The 18469-nt window shown below is 65.4% G+C and carries 15 protein-coding genes; 14 read left to right on the top strand and 1 reads right to left on the bottom strand.

Features of this window, described 5'->3' with window-relative positions; all coding sequences use genetic code 11:
• Positions 1–99 precede the first annotated feature (99 nt).
• The 14 genes from rsmH to sepF all read left to right on the top strand — a co-directional run bounded on the left by rsmH (position 100) and on the right by sepF (position 15186).
• On the top strand, positions 100–1086 hold the full coding sequence (rsmH, locus tag OXG30_04045; GenBank protein MCY4134069.1) for a 16S rRNA (cytosine(1402)-N(4))-methyltransferase RsmH: 987 nt from the start codon (positions 100–102) through the stop codon (positions 1084–1086).
• Complete coding sequence (locus OXG30_04040) at positions 1086–1466, top strand: hypothetical protein (protein ID MCY4134068.1); 381 nt, start codon at positions 1086–1088, stop codon at positions 1464–1466. Before rsmH ends, OXG30_04040 begins: the two co-directional genes overlap by 1 nt.
• The gene (locus tag OXG30_04035) at positions 1463–3451 is read left to right on the top strand and encodes a penicillin-binding protein 2 (protein ID MCY4134067.1); all 1989 of its coding nucleotides are present in this window, start codon (positions 1463–1465) and stop codon (positions 3449–3451) included. Before OXG30_04040 ends, OXG30_04035 begins: the two co-directional genes overlap by 4 nt.
• The gene (locus OXG30_04030) at positions 3448–4866 is read left to right on the top strand and encodes a UDP-N-acetylmuramoyl-L-alanyl-D-glutamate--2,6-diaminopimelate ligase (GenBank protein MCY4134066.1); all 1419 of its coding nucleotides are present in this window, start codon (positions 3448–3450) and stop codon (positions 4864–4866) included. Before OXG30_04035 ends, OXG30_04030 begins: the two co-directional genes overlap by 4 nt.
• Positions 4863–5894 (top strand): phospho-N-acetylmuramoyl-pentapeptide-transferase, encoded by a 1032-nt coding sequence (gene mraY / locus OXG30_04025; GenBank protein ID MCY4134065.1) that lies wholly within the window; start codon positions 4863–4865, stop codon positions 5892–5894. The genes OXG30_04030 and mraY overlap by 4 nt, the downstream gene beginning before the upstream one ends.
• Positions 5891–7213, top strand: coding sequence for a UDP-N-acetylmuramoyl-L-alanine--D-glutamate ligase (gene murD, locus OXG30_04020; GenBank protein ID MCY4134064.1), 1323 nt, complete (start codon positions 5891–5893; stop codon positions 7211–7213). Before mraY ends, murD begins: the two co-directional genes overlap by 4 nt.
• On the top strand, positions 7210–8376 hold the full coding sequence (gene ftsW, locus OXG30_04015; protein MCY4134063.1) for a putative lipid II flippase FtsW: 1167 nt from the start codon (positions 7210–7212) through the stop codon (positions 8374–8376). The genes murD and ftsW overlap by 4 nt, the downstream gene beginning before the upstream one ends.
• The gene (gene murG / locus OXG30_04010) at positions 8373–9557 is read left to right on the top strand and encodes an undecaprenyldiphospho-muramoylpentapeptide beta-N-acetylglucosaminyltransferase (protein ID MCY4134062.1); all 1185 of its coding nucleotides are present in this window, start codon (positions 8373–8375) and stop codon (positions 9555–9557) included. The genes ftsW and murG overlap by 4 nt, the downstream gene beginning before the upstream one ends.
• A gap of 5 nt (positions 9558–9562) precedes the next feature.
• The gene (gene murC, locus OXG30_04005; GenBank protein MCY4134061.1) at positions 9563–10936 is read left to right on the top strand and encodes a UDP-N-acetylmuramate--L-alanine ligase; all 1374 of its coding nucleotides are present in this window, start codon (positions 9563–9565) and stop codon (positions 10934–10936) included.
• Positions 10933–11880, top strand: a complete 948-nt coding sequence (gene murB, locus OXG30_04000; GenBank protein MCY4134060.1) for a UDP-N-acetylmuramate dehydrogenase — start codon at positions 10933–10935, stop codon at positions 11878–11880. The genes murC and murB overlap by 4 nt, the downstream gene beginning before the upstream one ends.
• 1 nt (position 11881) lies before the next feature.
• Positions 11882–12703, top strand: a complete 822-nt coding sequence (locus OXG30_03995; GenBank protein MCY4134059.1) for an FtsQ-type POTRA domain-containing protein — start codon at positions 11882–11884, stop codon at positions 12701–12703.
• Between the two features lie 107 nt (positions 12704–12810).
• A complete protein-coding gene (ftsZ, locus tag OXG30_03990; protein MCY4134058.1) occupies positions 12811–13896 on the top strand; it encodes a cell division protein FtsZ in 1086 nt (361 codons plus the stop codon).
• Between the two features lie 17 nt (positions 13897–13913).
• Positions 13914–14573 carry a YggS family pyridoxal phosphate-dependent enzyme gene (locus OXG30_03985; GenBank protein ID MCY4134057.1) on the top strand — a complete coding sequence of 220 codons (660 nt, stop codon included), beginning with the start codon at positions 13914–13916 and terminating at the stop codon, positions 14571–14573.
• A 94-nt stretch (positions 14574–14667) separates the two neighbouring features.
• Positions 14668–15186, top strand: coding sequence for a cell division protein SepF (sepF, locus tag OXG30_03980; GenBank protein MCY4134056.1), 519 nt, complete (start codon positions 14668–14670; stop codon positions 15184–15186).
• On the opposite strand, the gene ileS is transcribed toward sepF, so the two are convergent.
• Positions 15187–18363 carry an isoleucine--tRNA ligase gene (ileS, locus tag OXG30_03975; protein ID MCY4134055.1) on the bottom strand — a complete coding sequence of 1059 codons (3177 nt, stop codon included), beginning with the start codon at positions 18361–18363 and terminating at the stop codon, positions 15187–15189.
• Positions 18364–18469: the final 106 nt, after the last annotated feature.

Genomic DNA, 18469 nt, shown 5'->3' with positions numbered 1-18469 from the left:
CGGAGGACTGCCGATGGGCGCCATTTTTATCGCCCGACCCGGTCGGACGCAAAAAACAGCTTCCTCAACCGTGGGGCCGCTGAGTTGCCGAGGAGGTGAATGAGCATGAACGGGGGGACACCGAAGGCGATCGACAGTCGGTTTGTTCATCACCCCGTCATGGTCGCAGAAGTGGTGGAACATTTGTCCACGGTGCCGCCGGGAGTATTTCTCGATGGCACCGTGGGTTGGGGAGGACATTCTCGGGCGCTCTTGAACGCCCGACCTGACTTCTCGCTGATTGGCCTCGACCGTGACCCCTCCGCGGTCGAGGCCGCCACCACTGTCCTGGGCGGCCGCGGCGCCACCATCTGCCGGGCGAGCTTTGCGCAATTGGACGAGGTGTTGGAGTCACAGGGCGTATCTCGCATCGTGGGATCGCTATTCGACTTCGGGGTGAGTTCGCCACAGCTCGACAAGCCAGAGCGGGGGTTCAGCTACCGCCATGAGGGGCCATTGGATATGAGGATGGACTGCGGCCAGCAACTCTCGGCTGACGAAGTGGTGAACCACTGGGCACCGGGCGACCTGGCCCGAATACTGAGCAGCTACGGTGATGAGCGCTACGCCAATCGCATCGCCACAGCAATTGCTGCCGCCCGGCCAATCGCCTCAACCACCGCGCTGGCCGACGTTGTGCGAGAGGCCATCCCCGCTCCCGCTCGCCGGCGGGGTGGCCACCCGGCCAAGCGGACCTTTCAGGCCATTCGTATTGCGGTCAACGACGAACTGGACCAGATTGAGCCTGCTTTGGAAGCGGCCATCGATCGTACGGTGCCCGGGGGCCGAGGAGTGGTGCTCAGCTACCACAGCGGCGAGGACCGCATCGTCAAGCGGGTCCTTCGCCGCCGCGCCGGGCTCAGCGACGAGTCACGCTTCCGCGGTCTGCCTCCGTCGGCGTCCCAGCCCCAGCCCGCCATCGAGTTGACCCCCCGGGGCAGTCGCCGCCCCAGTCCAGCGGAGATGGCCGAGAATCCCAGAGCCTCCAGCGTCCGTTTTCGGGCATTCACCAAGCTGGGAGACGACCAGAGTGGAGAGGCTGCGTAATGGCCTCCCCCCAGCGCCACCCCCGTCCCTCACCGGCCAAGACCGAGGCCAGTCCCCGCCAGCACCTTCAAGTCGCCACCCGGCCCAGCCGCAAGCTGATGCCTCTCATGGGCTGGGCTGCCGCCATCACCGTGGTGGTTGGCCTCTTTGCTCTGGCCTTGTTCCACGCCATGATCGTCGATAGGCAAACTACTCTCGACAACCTCAATGAGGAGCTCGAAGACGTTCGAGCCACCAACGACAGGTTGAGATTCAACGTGGCTCGGGCCGAGGCCCCCGACCGCATTGTGGCGGTGGCCCTATACCGATTGGGGATGGTAGAGCCCGACCGTCTGATTTACCTGTCTCCCGTGGATTTGGACGAGGGTGGCGGGGAGTGAACCCCTCCGAGGAGGTCAGGGGCACCCGATCGCGCCGACGGCGAGGCACCGCCATGGCCGTGGTGTTTGCTTTGATCGCGGTGGTGCTGGGGGTTCGGCTGGCCGACCTCCAGCTTTTTAGTTCCGACGCCTATGTCAAGTACGGCGAGCAGCAGAGAATTCGAACCGTCAAGCTGACCGCCGACCGAGGTCAGATCTTCGACCGCAATGGGGTGGAGCTGGCCGTGTCGGTGCCGCAATGGACGGTCTGGGCCGACCCCAGTCAGGTGGACGACCCGAGGAAAGCCGCCGCCGCGCTGGCTCCAGTGCTGGAGATGGAGGAAGACCACCTGTTCCAACTGCTTAGCGAACCCGATCAGCACGCCTATCTGGCCCGGACGGTGCCCGACAAAGTGTCGCGTGCGGTGGCCGAGCTAAGCCTCAAGGGGGTGTACCTGCTGGAGGAGTCGGCTCGCTTCAATCCCGCAGGCTCCCGATTGGGCCGAGCCGTGGTCGGGATTGTGGACGTCGACCAAATCGGCATCAGCGGCCTGGAGTACCAGTATGACGCTGTCCTCGGCGGCACACCCGGTGAGATGGTGCTGGAGAGCAGCCAGGATGGCCGGACCATCCCCACCGGCGCCCGCCACATCAAGCCGGCCCAGCCGGGCGCCGATCTGCATCTGACAATCGACCGTTCGCTGCAATTCGAAGCCGAGCGCGCCCTCATGCGCCAGATCGAGAAGGTGGACGCGTCCAGCGGTTCGGCCATCATCATGGTGCCCGACACCGGCGAGATTCTGGCCATGGCCTCGGTGGGTCGAAATGGGGAAGGCGATCCGGTCTCGCTCAGCGAGAACCTCGCCGTCACTTGGGGCTACGAGCCCGGTTCGGTAATGAAGAGCGTGGTGCTCTCCGGTGTGATTGAGGAAGGCCTGGGAGCGCCCCACCACGTGCGCGAAGTCAACCACTGGCTCAACCTCTACGATCAGGAGTTCACCGATCACACCGAGTACGGGACCGCGCTCTACACCATGGAGGAGATCCTGGCCCGTTCGTCCAACACCGGAACTGTCGAGTGGGCCCTCGTCCTGGGCTCCACCCGCTTGGCTGCCTATATGTCCCGGTACGGACTGGGATCACTCAGCGGATTGGGATTCAAAGGGGAATCGTCCGGCTTGGTACCCAATCTCCTGGAATGGAGCGGCACCGATGTGGCCAGCTTTGCGCTGGGCCAGGGCATGCTGGCCACGCCATTGCAGGTGCTGATGGTGTACAACACCCTGGCCAATGGCGGACTGCGGGTGCCCCCCACCCTGGTGCGCTCGGCCGTAGACGCCGATGGCCGGGAAATCCCGCTGGAGCAGGCCGAACCGGTCAGAGCGGTCTCGTACAACACCGCCTCGCTCATGACCGACATGCTGGTAACGGTCGTGCGGGAAGGGACGGGACGCAACGCCCAAGTCGATGGCTACACCGTCGCGGGCAAGACCGGGACCGGCCAGAAGGTGCTGACCGGCGGCAACTACGAGGGCGAGGACGGGGCGCGCCTCTATACCGCCACCTTCGCCGGCTTCTTGCCCGCCGAGGATCCTCAGATCTCGATCATCGTGGTGATCGACGAGCCGGTAACCAACATTTATGCCAGCCAGGCGGCCGCCCCGCTGTTCGCCGAATTGGCCAAGTACTCCCTGCAACGCCTCCGCATCGCCCCGCCAGTCGACTTTGTCACTGTCGAGCCGAAGCTGGGTCCTGCTCCCACCCCCCAGCCGACCCCCGCGCTTGTGCCCGCAGCCACCCCGGCGCCGACTCCTGCTTCCACCCCGCAGCCCACCGTGGCGCCGACCAGCGCTCCCCAGCCCGCTCCCATCTCGGCTCCCGAGCCAGCGCCTGAACCGGCATCCCCGTCAGAGCCAGAGAGCCCCTCACAGAGGGTCGAGCCCCAGGGATCAGGAGCGCCGGAACAGGCAAACGGCGAATCCCCTCCGATCGAGGACGGGCAGTGAGCGCTCCGTCGATGGCATTGCGGAAGCTGGCTGAGTCGGCACCAGGACTGGTCGACCGCCAAGGCGATACCGAGATCACCGGGCTGGCCCACGATTCCCGGGCCGTGAACCCCGGCGACTTGTTCTTCTGCGTGCCGGGGGCCAACCACGATGGCCACGACTTCGCATCAGAGGCGGTGGACCGGGGAGCAGTTGGGCTGGTGGTGGAGCGCTCTCTAAGCCAAGACTGCCCTCAAGTGCAGGTCGATTCGGTCCGCCGGGCTATGGGGCCCATGAGCTCTACCTTCCACGGCCACCCGTCCCAGTCCATGGCCATGGTCGGTGTGACCGGCACCAACGGCAAGACCACCGTGTGCAGCCTGCTGGGCTCGGTGCTGGCCGCCGCGGGCTTGCAAACCCAGGTATTGGGCACGCTGACCGGCACCAGAACCACACCGGAATCCCTCGACGTGCAGCATCAACTGGCGGGTTGGCGATCGGCCGGCGTTGAAGCGGTGGCCATGGAGGTGTCCAGCCATGCCCTGTACCAGCACCGGGTGGACGGCATCCGCTACGACGCTGCGGTGTTCACCAACTTCTCTAACGATCACCTCGACTACCACGGCACCGACGAGGAGTATTTTGAGGCCAAGGCCCGCCTGTTCACCCCTGAACTGTCCGACCGCGCCGTGGTCAACTGCGGCGACGAGCACGGCCGGCGGCTGATGGCTGACTCCCGCATCCCCACCACGGGCTATGACCCCGCAGACTTGCCGGTCGAGGTGGGACCGCATGGTTTGTCCATGCAGTGGAGGGATCAATATGTCGCCTTGTCGCTCGTCGGCCGATTCAACGCGGCCAACGCCTTGGCTGCGGCAGAGGCCGCCCTGCTGCTGGGAGTGAGCGTTCCCGACGTGGTAGCCGGACTGGAATCGGCAGCTCCGGTGCCGGGCCGATTCGAGGCCATCGAGTCCGACCGCACGTTCACGGTGGTGGTGGACTATGCCCATACTCCCGACGGGCTAGCCCAGGTGCTGGCTGCCGCCCGGGAGATGGTCGCCGACGCCGGTCGCCTGTGGGTGGTGTTCGGCTGCGGCGGCGACCGCGATTCCAGCAAGCGACCGATGATGGGCCGGGTGGCGGCCGAGCAGGCTGATCAGGTCATCGTCACCTCCGACAACCCCCGTTCCGAGGATCCCGACGCCATCATTGCCGACATCCTGGCCGGAGTGCCTCGCCGCGCCAGGGGGATCATGTCTCTGGCCGATCGAGCCGCCGCCATTGCCCGGAGTCTGGCCGAGGCCGACCAGGGCGATGTGATCGTGCTGGCCGGGAAGGGCCACGAAACGACTCAGACAGTGGGCGACCAGGTGATTCCCTTTGATGACCGGGAGGTGGCTCGAGAGCTACTGGCCGCCATGGAGGCAGCCCGATGATCCGGCTTTTGTTCGCGGTGGCCATAGCCGGTGTGGTGTCGGTGATCGGCACCCGACTGTTGATCACCTTCCTGCGCCGGCACTCCATCGGCCAGCCCATCCAGTTGGACGGACCTCAGGGCCATATCAGCAAGGCGGGTACGCCCACTATGGGAGGAGTGGCCATCGTGGTCGGCGCGCTGGCCGGGTACGGCATCAGCGACCTCTACAACGGCATATTCACCCGCACCGGTTTGATCGTGATGCTGTCCATCCTCGGTGCCGGTGTGGTCGGCTTCATCGACGACTGGCTCAAGGTGACCCGAGAGCGCAATCTGGGTTTGGGCAAACAGACCAAGATCTTGGGTTTGCTAATCGTGGCGGTTGGTTACGCGCTCATGATGATCCACCTGACCGATGTTCGCACCGAGCTGTCTTTCACCCGCTACGACTCCCTGAACATCGACTTGGGGGCGTGGGGCTGGGGCCTGTGGGCCGTGCTGCTCATCCTGGCTACGAGCAATGCCGTGAATCTGACCGACGGGCTGGACAGCCTGGCCGCTGGCTCGTCGGTGTTCGCCTTCGCCGCCTTTGTGGTGATCGGTTTCTGGGCCTTTCGCAACGAGGACATCTACGGCATTCCCCATGCGCTCGACCTAGCTATCTTGGCCGCCGCCATGGTGGGGGCGAGCGCCGGGTTCATGTGGTGGAATGCCGCGCCGGCCCGCATCTTCATGGGCGACACCGGATCGCTGGCCTTGGGGACCGGGATGGCCGGGCTGGCCCTGGCTACCAACACCCACCTCTTGCTGCCCATCATCGGTGGGTTGTTCGTGATGGAGACCCTGTCGGTGATCATCCAGGTGTTCGGCTTCCGGGTGTTCGGCACCCGGGTGTTCCGCATGGCCCCCATCCACCATCATTTCGAACTCCGCGGCTGGCCGGAGACAACGGTGATCATCCGGCTATGGATCATGACCGGCTTCGCCACTGCGGTGGCCTTGGGCCTCTTCTACGCCGACTTCGTTTCCATCGGAGGGGCAGATTGAGCCGGGATCCGCTGCTGCTGGTGGGCTTTGCCGTGACCAACCGGGCGGTGTGCGCCCAGCTGGTGGAGCGCGGCTTGCCGGTGGTGGCTGCCGACGACGCCCCTGACGACCAGGCCCGCCGCTACGCCGCCGATCTGCGGGTCGATCTCCGAGAGCAGCTCGCCACCGAAGAGTGGACATCCTTGGCGGCCGAAGCTCGGGCCATCGTTCCCACTCCGGGACTGCCCGAGTCCCACCCCTCGCTCAGTGCGGCCGTCGCTGCGGGCACGCCCGTCATCTCTGAGTTCGACTTGGCTCAACGGTGGGATGACCGCCCGACGCTGGCGGTCACCGGGACCAACGGCAAGACAACGGTGACGCTCATGGCCGCAGCCATGCTGGAAGCCTCCGGGATTCCGGTAGCGGTGGCCGGGAACACGGAGACGCCGCTGGTTGAGGCCATTCGGGGCGATCGACCCGCCGCATTCGTGGTAGAGGCATCCTCGTTCCGCCTGGCCCACAGCCGGTGCTACCAGCCCACGGTGGGGGCGTGGTTGAACTTCGCCCCCGACCACCTCGACGTCCATGCCTCGCTGAACAGCTATCGGGCCGCCAAGGCCGCACTGTGGAGCCGTGTCGATGAGAACACCACGTCGGTGGTGAACCGAGACGACCCAGTAGTCGCCGAACATGCGCCTGGACGAGGGCGGGTGGTGACCTTCGGGCTCGAACAAGGCGACTTCCGAACGAGCGGAGGGGCATTGTGGGCCGAGTCAGAAAAGCTGGCCAAAATCGCAGAGCTGCACCGGCCCCAACCCCACGAGTTGGCCAATTGCCTGGCCGCGGCGGCCGTGGCCATGGCCGGCGGGGCCCACCGTGATGGAGTGAGGGCGGCTCTGCTGTCGTGGACCGGCCTGCCCCATCGGGTGGTATTGGTGGCCGAACACGATGGGGTGCGCTTTTATGACGACTCCAAAGCCACCACTCCCCATGCGGTGTGCGCCGCGGTGCAGTCGGTAGGGCGATCGGTTCTCATTGCCGGTGGCCGTAATAAGGGACTTGACCTGCGGCCGCTGGCCGCGGCGGCCGACGAGCTCCGATCGGTGGTGGCCATCGGAGAGGCCGCCTCGGAAGTCCAGCAGGTGTTCTCCGGGCTGTGCCCGGTGGTCACCATCGAGTCCATGGAGGAGGCGGTACGCACCGCCGCGGAGATGGCCCAAAGCGGCGATGCAGTGCTGTTGTCGCCGGGATGTGCCTCGTTCGACTGGTACGGCTCCTATGCCGAGCGAGGCGACCACTTCTCCTTCTTGGTACGCGAGATGATCGGAGGATCGCCATGACCGCAATAGCTCCCCGGGCTCCCCGTCGGGCGTGGGTCTCGGCCCTCCGAGCGGCCCCGGCCGGCCAGGCCACGGTTCCGTTCTACCTGTTGTTCGGATTGATCGTGACCCTCAACGCCATCGGCTTGGTCATGGTGCTGTCGGTCTCGTCGGTCACCAGCCTGTACGTCGGCCAGTCCACCTGGTTCACATTCCAGCGTCAGTTCGTCTGGTGTGTGGGTGGGCTCGTGGCCATGATTTTGGTTTTGCGGATGGACTATCGGCAGTGGAAGAAGTACGCCAATGCTGGAGTGGCGCTCTCCTTGCTGCTCCTGGTGGCCGTGCTGATTCCGGGGATCGGCACAACGGCCAATGGCGCCACTCGCTGGATCTACTTCGGCCCGATCAGCTTCCAGCCCTCTGAACTGGCCAAGCTGGCCATGATCTTGTTTGCGGCCGCGTGGCTGGCTGACAAGAAGGGCGAAGAGCGCAGTACCCGAACCACCATCCGTCCGGTGCTGGTGATCTGCTGCATCATGTCTGGGCTCATTCTGCTCCAGCCCAATCTGGGCACTTCTGTGCTCCTCGTGTTGATCGCTTTCGCCGCGTTGTTCATGGCCGGAGTGCCCCTGCTTCCGCTGACCGGCTGGTCGCTGTTCAGCGGCGGGGCGGCTGCATTGGCCGCATGGGGATCGACCTATCGCCGCAACCGGTTGGCCGCCATGCTCGATCCGTGGTCCGATCCGCTCGACACTGGATGGCAGACCATCCAATCGCGGGTGGGCATCGCTTCGGGGGGGCACTCCGGAGTGGGCTTGGGGGAGGGCCGCATCAAGTGGGGATTTCTCCCCGAAGCCCAAACCGACTTCATTTTCGCCGTATTGGCCGAGGAGATGGGCTGGCTGGGCGCCACCTTCGTCATTTGTCTGTTCGCCGGCTTTGTGGTCTGCGGGATCTGGGTGGCGGTCAATGCACCCGACCGCTTCGGACAAGTCCTGGCCACCGGTGTCACGGTGTGGGTGGGGGCCCAGGCCTTTGTGAACATCGCTGCGGTGGTTGGGGTGTTGCCGATCACCGGGGTTCCCCTGCCATTCTTGTCGGTGGGAGGCTCAGCACTGTTGACGAGCATGGTGGCCTCAGGGATGCTCTTGAACATCGCCCGTCAAATTCGAGTCGAGCCGTGAACCTCCCGGCCCAGCCGGGCGAGTCGGCGAGGCGCAGCGAGGAATCAGACCGCCATCCGGTTTGGGCGGTGATCGCTGGGGGAGGAACCGCCGGCCATGTCCACCCGGGATTGGCTGTAGCCCGCGCCCTGGTTCGGCGCGGCCACGAGCCCCACACCGTTCATTTTGTGGGATCGGCCCGAGGGGTAGAGCGTGATCTGATCCCCGCCGCCGGGTTCAATCTGACCCTGCTGCCGGGCCGGGGCATCCAGCGGCGGCTGACGAGGCAGAACCTGTCGGCGGCCTGGAGTTTGGCCCAGGCGGTGGTTCGGGCCTGGAGGCTGCTGCGGTGCCTTCGGCCGTCGGTGGTTTTGGGGCTGGGGGGCTATGCCAGCGTGCCCTGCGCCCTCGCGGCGAGGCTGCTCAGGATCCCGATCGTCGTGGCCGAGCAGAATGCTGTTCCTGGGTTGGCCAACCGCTTCGCCAGCCGGTGGGCCCGGGCGTCGGCCGTCTCCTTTGCGGGAACCCCGCTTCGCCGGGCGGTCCTGACCGGCAACCCGGTGCGGGGCGAAGTCCAAGGGGTCGACCGGGAAAGCGGCCGGTCTGCGGCCCGGGCTGCGCTAGGGGTGGAGGACGGGCGCCGACTGGTCGCCGTGGTCAGCGGGTCACTGGGGGCCGCCCGCATCAACCGGGCCGCCTTCGACGCCGTCCACCGCTGGGCTGATCGGAATGATCTGGCCGTACACCACGTGGTGGGCCGAAGGGATTGGCAGGAGTTGGCCGATTTGCGGCCTGACCTGTCCAATGCGGCGCTGGACTACCGGGCAGTGGAGTACGAAGAGAACATGCCCGGTGTGTATGCCGCCGCCGATCTGATAGTGGGCCGAGCCGGGGCATCCAGCGTGGCCGAATTAGCCGTTGTCGGCCTGGCGTCGGTGCTGGTGCCGCTGCCGGGAGCCCCGGGCGATCACCAGACAGCCAATGCCGCCCAACTGGGCGCTCGGGGAGGGGCGGTGCTGGTGCCTGACGCCGAGATGGACGGCGACCGCATGGTCGTCGAGGTGGAAAAACTCCTCAAGGTCCCCGGCATTCTCAATGCCATGGGCCGCGAGGCGTCCGACCTGGGTTACCGCGACGCCGACGACCGGGTGGCCGATCTTTTGGAGGTGCACGCTCGCGGCCCTCGCCAAGATCAACAATAGAGACCATGGTCGATCTGAGCACGACACCCCGGGTCCACCTGTTGGGGGTGGGCGGAGCGGGCATGTCGGCGATCGCCGTGGTATTGCGGGGGTTGGGCTGTCGGGTGAGCGGCAGCGACTCGGCTGAGACCCCGGTGCTCGACCGGTTGCGGGAAATCGGGGTTGATGTTCATGTCGGCCACGAGGCGTCCCAGATATTGGGGGCCGACATCGTTGCCCGCTCCACTGCGGTGGGCGACGACAACCCCGAGATCGCTGCGGCCCACCAAGCTGGCATACCCGTCTACCGCCGGGCTGAGATCCTGGCGGCCATCACCGATATGCGCTCCACCGTGGCGGTGGCCGGGACCCACGGCAAGACCACAACGGCGGCCATGCTGTCCTATGTGCTGACGGCGACTGGCGCCGACCCCGGATTCGTGGTGGGCGCGGTGTTGGCCGACGACAGCATTGGCGCACGGTGGTCGAAGGGTCCCTTGTTTGTGGTAGAGGCCGATGAGAGCGACGGCACCTTCGGAGAGCTGATCGTGACCCGGGCCGTGCTCACCAACGTGGAGCCTGACCATCTGCGCCCGGATCGTCCGGTTGCTGAGCTGGAGGCCGAATTTGCCCGGTTCTGCGCGGGAGCGGCCGATGGGCTGGTGGTGTGCGCCGACGACCCCGGGGCCATGAAGGCCTCGGAGGGTTGCCACCGGGTTCTGTACGGCTTCGGGCCCGAAGCCGACTACCGCTGGGAGACCCTGAGCCGTAGCCGTGAAGCAATGGTTGGGGAGGTCACCCGCCATGGCGATCTATTGGGACAGTTGACGGTACCCATCCCGGGAGATCACAACGCGCTCAATGCGCTGGGGGCGTTGGCCATGGCCTGCGAGTTGGGAGCGGACAGAACCGAGGCCGCCGCGGCCATGGCCGGATTTGGCGGGGTGAACCGGCGGTTCGAGCGCCGGGGCGAGGCGGCCGGGGTCGAATTCATCGATGACTATGCCCACCTGCCCACCGAAATCGCCTGTGCGTTGAAGACGGCGTCTGAAGGCAGGTGGGATCGGGTGGTTTGCGTATTCCAGCCTCATCGCTTCACCCGCACCTCGCACCTGTGGGCGACGTTCGCCCACTGCTTCGAGGCCGCCGACGAGTTGATCGTCACCGACATCTACCCTGCGGGCGAGCCGCCCATCCCCGGGGTGTCCGGGGAGCTGATCTATCGGGCGGTGAACGAGGCCCACCCGGATAGCGACATCTCTTATATGGCCCGGCTCGAGGATGCGGCCGACTATCTGGTCGACAGTCTTCGCCCCGGAGACCTGTGCTTGACCCTGGGCGCCGGCGACCTCACCCAGGTTCCCGACTGGATAATCCCGAGGCTTTCTGAGCAGTTATGAGCCCGGTTGACTGGAATCGCCTTGGTCAAGACCTGGCCCGAGTGCTGGGACAGGATGCGGTTGTCCGCGAGCGCCTGATCGGCCCGGAGACCACCTACCGGGTGGGTGGGGCGGCTCGAGTGGGTGTGACATTGGCCACCGATGCCGACATGGCCGCCCTGGCCGAGGTGGTGGCAGCCAGCTGTGCCGACGTTCTCGTGGTGGGAAAGGGCTCGAACATGCTGGTGGCCGACACCGGTTTCGACGGGGTCGCCGTTTGGCTGGCTCCCGGGTACGACTGGATGGAGATCGACGGTCTCCAGGTCAGGGCCGGTGCCGGGGCCAGCCTGCCCGTACTGGCCCGCCAGAGTGCGGCGGCGGGCCTGACGGGCTTTGAGTGGGCGGTCGGCGTGCCCGGATCGCTGGGGGGAGCGGTTCGAATGAACGCCGGTGGACACGGGTCCGACATGGCCGCGTCGCTGATCCATGCCGAGGTCGTCGATCTGCGGGCCGGCGCTGTCCAGTCGTGGAACCGACCAAAACTGAAGCTCGGCTACCGCAGCTCCGCGTTGGCCGATCACTACCTGGTGCTGGGTGCCGAACTGGGCCTGGCCGACGGAGATGCCGAGGAGTCGCAGGCCTTGATCGCCGACATCGTGGCATGGCGAAGGGAGAACCAGCCGGGAGGACAGAACGCCGGTTCGGTGTTCACCAACCCCGACGGAGACAGTGCGGGGCAAATCATCGACGCGGCTGGCCTGAAGGGGCTCCGGCTGGGCACCGCCTCGGTATCCGACAAGCACGCCAACTTCTTCATTGCCGACCGGGGCGGATCGGCTGATGACCTTCACGATCTGATGGGTGAGGTGTTCACCAGAGTCCTGGCTGAGTTCGGTATTGCCTTGGTGCCCGAGACCCGCCTCGTGGGGTTCGAAGCCGGTCCCTGGACAGAGCGCGGGGGCTGATATGCCCGCGGATGAGACCCCTGGAGACCGGCCTGAAGGCAGGCCACTGGAGTCCGAGTTGCCGGTGGATCCCCGGATCGAGGCCCGCCGCAAAGACGTCCATTCCCGTCGGCGTCTGCGGGTGTGGATCACCATCGGAGTTGTCGTCGTCTTGTTTGCCGCCGCCTTCGGGATCAGCCGGAGCTCGTTGTTGGATGTGGATGAGGTGGAAGTGATCGGCGCCCGACGCGCCGGAGTCAATCAGGTGTTGGAGGCGGCCGGAGTAGAACCGGGCACGCCGCTGTTGGGACTGGATTTGTCTGGTCCCCGGAGGTCCATCGCGGCGCTGCCGTGGGTGGACCAAGTCCGCTCCAGTCGAACGTGGGGCGGCAAAGTCACGTTCGACGTCACCGAGCGCACGGCCGTCGCCCAGATCCCCGTTGAAGCCCAAATCCCCGGTGAGCAAAGCTGGGCGGTGGTCGACCTCCAGGGCAGGGTCCTTCAGGTCGATTCAACTCGCGGGCAATTGCCGGTGGTGCTGTTCGCACCGGTGCCCGAGCAGGGGGAGTGGCTATCGGAGTCAGTACTGCCGCTGTTGGAAATCAGCCAAGCTCTGGTTCCCCTCCAAGGCAGTGAAATCGGCCCGATTTTCTGGGACAACGGACAATTGATTGTGGACTTGCCCGGTGTGGGGCATGCCTATTGGGGAGGAAGAGACGATCCCCGTGGCAAAGCAGTGGCCCTGGCTACGTTTCTGGCCAGGGTTGACTTGCACTGCTACGAGAAGGTTGATCTGAGCGACCCCGATCGTCCCGCCTTGACCCCAATCGAGGATTGCTCGTAAGCTGGATGCACCTCTACTTGAGGAATAGGTTCTAAGGCCTCAACCCTTCATTCATATAAACCAAAAGTAGAGGGTGAAGAGTTGAGCTATTGGAGTGAGGAAGCCCCATGGTTGAACCCCAAAATTATCTAGCAGTAATCAAGGTAATCGGCGTGGGCGGCGGCGGTGTCAATGCCGTTGACCGCATGATCAATGCCGGTTTGCGCGGCGTGGAGTTCGTGGCCGTCAACACTGATGCTCAAGCTCTGCTCATGAGTTCAGCTGAGGTAAAGCTTGACATCGGTCGAGAGTTGACCCGAGGACTGGGCGCGGGTAGCGATCCTGAGGTCGGCGCTCAAGCGGCAACCGACCACCGCAAGGAAATCGAAGAGGCACTCAGCGGCGCCGACATGGTGTTCATCACCGCCGGCGAGGGCGGCGGCACCGGTACCGGGGCTGCTCCCGTCATCGCCGAGATCTCCAAGAGCATCGGCGCGCTTACCATCGCAGTGGTGACCCGGCCGTTCGGCTTTGAGGGTCGCCGCCGTTCGGTTCAAGCGGAGAGTGGCATCCAGTCCCTCAAGGACAAGGTCGACACTCAGATCGTCATTCCCAACGACCGCCTCCTCAGCATCTCCGACGACCACACCTCGGTGGTCGACGCGTTCCGCATGGCCGACGAGGTGCTGCTGCACGGCGTCCAGGGAATCACGGACTTGATCACCACCCCCGGACTCATCAACACCGACTTCGCCGACGTGCGCATGGTGATGCAGGACGCTGGTTCTGCGCTCATGGGCGTGGGCATCTCCTCCGGTGAGGGCAAGGCAGTCAGCGCGGCCCGCAAGGCCATCGCCAGTCCGCTGCTCGAGGCCTCCATCGAAGGGGCTCGCGGAATCCTGCTGAGCATTGCCGGCGGGGCCGACCTCGGTATCTTCGAGGTGAACGAGGCGGCCGAAATCGTCCAGGGCGTGGCCCACCCCGACGCCAACATCATCTTCGGCACGGTGGTGGACGACGCCATGAAGGACCACATCCGGGTCACGGTGATCGCGGCTGGATTCGACCGCTGGGAGGGCGAGCGGGCAACCAGGATGTCGGCCACCGATTCGCTGGGCGCTGGGGATGTTCCCGATGTGTTCGGAGATTCCGGAGACGACCTGTTGTCCTCCGAGGTGGAAGACGAGTTCGACATCCCCTCCTTCCTCCGGTAACACGCCTAATCGAGACGTTGATCAGCCCCGCAGAGGTAGCCGATCGCCTGGGTGCTCTGCGCGAGCGGCTGTCTAGAGCGGGGGGCGATCATGTGAGGGTGGTGGCAGTGACCAAGGGCTTCGGCCCTGAAACGGTGGCCGCGGCCATGGAGGCCGGTTTGACCGACCTTGGCGAGAACTACGCCCAAGATCTGCTGGCCAAGGCAGCGGAGTTGCCTGCCCAGCCTGACGTGAGCCACCAGCCTCGCTGGCACTTCATCGGCCGGCTCCAGCGCAACAAGATCCGCAAGATCACCAGCCTGGTCCACCTCTGGCAGAGCGTGGACCGCCCGGAACTGGCCGCGGAGATCGCCCGGCGAGCTCCGGGCGCCAGAGTGCTGGTGCAGGTGGACATCGCCGGCATCGGAGGCCGAGGAGGATGTTCTCCCGAAGACACTGCCGGATTGGTCCGGAGCTGCCGCGAAGAGGGCTTGGAGGTGGCCGGGTTGATGGCGGTGGGAGCGCCGGGAACGCCCGCTCAGGCCCGCCCCGGCTTTCGCCTCTTAGCCTCCCAGGCCCACGACCTCGGTCTCGTAGAGCTGTCGATGGGCATGACCGCCGACATAGAGGTGGCCGTGGAAGAGGGGGCCACCATGGTGAGGGTCGGCACCGCCCTGTTCGGCCCTCGACCAAACTAAGCGGCATCGGGGTAGCTGCCCTCCCCGAATTGGGGGGCCGGTTCCTGTACCATCAGCGAGAGAAGTGAATGACTGCCGAGAGGGGGATGAATAAATGTCATCCGTGTGGCAGAAAACCAAGTTCTGGCTCGGATTCGGGACCGAAGAGGAGTTCTCGCCCGAGGGCTATATGGAGCAGGACTCCGACATGCGACTCGTGTCTCAGTCGCCTGGCGATGAGTTTGCCTCGGGTCCTGAGGGAGGCTCGGTGCGGCCCATCCCCGCGGCTGACTCGCCGGATGCAGAAGCGACGGCCGAACAGCCTCGTACCAGCTTTGTCCGCCCCATTCCGTCTACGTCATCCAAGCCCTCCGTGGTCAGCCCTATCTCATTCGACGACGCCAAGGATGTGGGGGACTGCTTCCGGGGCGGGCAGGCGGTCATCGTGAACCTGCAACACAGCAGCCGGGAAGTGGCTCGACGGCTCATCGACTTCTCCAGCGGTCTGTGCTACGGGCTGGACGGCCGCATGGAGCGGGTGGCCGATCACGTGTACTTGCTCACCCCCACCAACGTGGAGGTGTCTGCCGAAGACCGCCGCCGCATGGAGCAGGCCGACTACCAGAACGGCTGACTACTGAGATTCGGCCTTGGCCAGTCGAACAGAAAGCTGGCCCGCGTCAATTGACAGGTCGGTGGGAGTCTCGGCCTCTTGATCGACGTAGATGAGTTGAGGCTGGCCGACGGCCAGCACCTGCTCGCAGACGTAGTTGAGGTGTGCCTGCACCGCCTCGATGATCTCGGCCTCGGCGGCAATGGACAATTCGATCCGGTCGGTGACGTCTAGATCCTGGTTCTTGCGCTCGGCCTGAATGACTCGAACCACGTCTCGGGCGATTCCCTCGGTGGCCAGCTCGGCGCTGACGGCGGTGTCCAGCGCTACGAGGGCATCATTGGTGCGCAGCGCCGCCGCAGTGGTCCCCTCGACCGGGTTCAAGGCCAGCTGGAATTCGCTATCCGAGAGCGTGTGGCCGCCCACGGTTACTGTGCCGTCGGGATTGGCGTCCCACTGGCCCTTTCGGGCGGCGGCGAACACCGCCTGGGCGTCCTTGCCCAAGCGGGGGCCCAGCACTTGGCCGTTGGGTCGGAGCACGAACTGCCCGTAGGCAGTGAGGTCGTCGCTGAAGAGAACCTCCTTCACGTTCACCTCGTCGGCGATCAATGGGGTGAACGGGGCCAGATCATCAACCCCTGTGCCTGCCACCGTCAGAGATAGCAGGGGCTGGCGGACCCGGATGCCCTCATCCTCACGAACCCGCAGACCGGTGGAGCACACATCGCGCACCCGGTCCATGGCGGCCACCAGTTGTGGATCGGCCGGAAGCTCCGCAGGGTCGGGCCAATCACACAGGTGAACACTCGACTCTCCGGTCAGGCCCCGGTAGATCTCCTCAGAAACCAGTGGCAAAAACGGCGCCAGCAACCGGGCCAAGGTGGTCAAAACCGTGAACAGAGTGTCGTAGGCATCTTGCTTGTCATCAGCCGAGGACGGGCGCGACGGGGCCCAGAATCGGTCCCGGCTGCGGCGGATGTACCAGTTGTTGAGGGAGTCGATGAACCCCTCTAGCTCGGCGGTGGCGCCGGGCAGGTCGTAAGCGTCCATGTGGCTGGTGACCGATTCGGTGAGCAACCGGGTCTTGGCCAGGATGTAGCGGTCCAGCAGTTCCTCGGAGCAGGTCCGGGGTTTGGCCTGGATGCCGTCGGCGTTGGCGTACAGGACGAAGAAGTAATAGGCGTTCCAGATGGGGATGATCACCTGGCGCAGCACGTCGTCGATGCCCGAGTCGTCGAGGCGCGGGTCGCCTCCCTTCACGATGGGCGAGGCCATCAGATACCAGCGGAGGGCGTCGGCTCCCTTGGTGGCGAAGATCTCCTCGGGCTCGGTGAAGTTCCGCAGCTTCTTGGACAGCTTCTGGCCCTTGGCATCAAGCAGGATTCCGTGGCAGATCACGTTGTTGAACGCCGGGCGGTCGAACAGGGCCGACGCCAGCACGTGGAGGGTGTAGAACCAGCCGCGGGTCTGGTTGATGTACTCCACGATGAAGTCGGCCGGGAAGTGGTGCTCGAACCACTCCTTGTTCTCGAACGGGTAGTGGACCTGGGCGAAGGGCATGGATCCCGATTCGAACCAGCAGTCCAGAACCTCGGGCACCCGGCGCATGACCGAATTGCCGGTGGGATCGTCGGGGTTGGGCCGAGTCAGTTCGTCGATGAGCGGCCGGTGCAGATCGACCGGGCGCACGCTGAAGTCTCGCTCTATCTCGTCCAGGCTTCCGTAGACGTCCACTCGGGGATAGGCCGGATCGTCGCTGCGCCACACTGGGATGGGCGATCCCCAAAACCGGTTGCGGCTGATCGACCAGTCTCGGGCGCCTTCCAGCCAGGTGCCGAACCTTCCGTCGCGCACATGACCCGGTACCCAGTTGATCTGCTGGTTTAGCGCCAGCATCTTGTCCCGGATCTCGGTCACCCTCACGAACCACGAGCTGAGGGCCCGGTAGATGATCGGCTCGTCGGTGCGCCAGCAGTGCGGATAGTTGTGCTCGTAGGTGGCGTGGCGCAGGATCCGCCCCTGTTCCTTGAGCCGGGCGATGATGCCGCTGTTGGCCTCGAACACGTTGGCCCCGGCCCAGTCGACCACCTCGTCGGTGAAGCGGCCCTGGTCGTCCACTGGCACCACCGTGGGCAAGCCGTGGGCCTCGGCGGCCTGCTGGTCGTCCTCACCGAAGCCGGGGGCGGCGTGGACCACGCCGGTGCCCTCAGCGGTGTCCACGAAGTCGGCCCCCAGCACCTGGAAGGCGCCGTCGGCGTCCAGGGAGGCGAAGTAGTCGAACAGCGGTCGATAGCGCCGCCCGACGAGTTCGGCGCCGGTCACCGTGCCCACAACCCGGCTCTGGCCCAGCTCAGCGCCGTAGGACTCCAGCGCCGCCGCAGCCAGCACCACATGGCCACCGCCATGCTCCACCACGGCGTAGTCGATCTCGGGCCCCACGATCAGCATCAAGTTGGACGGGAGGGTCCAGGGCGTGGTGGTCCAGGCCAGAATGCGCATCGGACCGGGATCACCTGCTTCCGGCACCAGGTCGAAGGCCACGGTGATAGCCGGGTCCTGGCGGGGACGGGTGGCGTCGTCGAGGCGGATCTCGAAATTAGACAGCGGGGTCTCGGCCGCCCACGAGTAGGGCATCACTCGGTAGGCCTCGTAGACCAGGCCTTTGTCCCACAGCGACTTGAAGGCCCACATGACCGACTCCATGTAGGGCAGGTCCATGGTCTTGTAGTCGTCAGCGAAGTCCACCCAGCGGGCCTGGCGAGTCACCGTGGTCTCCCACTCCTGGGTGTAGCGCAGCACCAATTGGCGGCAGTAGTCGTTGAACCGGTCGATGCCGTAGCCGGTGATGGCGGCCCTCCCCGACACCGACAGCTCCTTCTCGGCCTCCATCTCCGCCGGTAGTCCGTGGCAGTCCCATCCGAAGCGCCGCTCCACCCGACGGCCCCGCATGGTGTGGAAGCGGGGGATCACATCCTTCACATATCCGGTGAGCAGGTGTCCGTGATGGGGGAGTCCGTTGGCAAACGGGGGGCCGTCGTAGAACACATATTCGTTGTCGCCGTCGGTACCCGCAGGCCGTTGGTCCACCGACTGGGCGAAGGTCTCGTTCTCAGCCCACGACTCCAGCACCCGGCGCTCGATCTCGGGGAAGAACGGCTTGGGGTCGACCTCGGGGTAGGGAGTGGGCAGATTAGACAACGGGCCTCCAGAAGAAACTGGGAAATCACAAAATAACCCGTCCCCAATCCGGTTCAGACATCGTTAAGCCTGTCTCAGCCATTTGACAGTAATTCGCGGCGGCGGC

It is taken from the genome of bacterium, assembly GCA_026708015.1.
Lineage (GTDB): Bacteria > Actinomycetota > Acidimicrobiia > Acidimicrobiales > Bin134 > Poriferisocius.
This window is presented reverse-complemented; position numbering and strand designations above follow the sequence as displayed.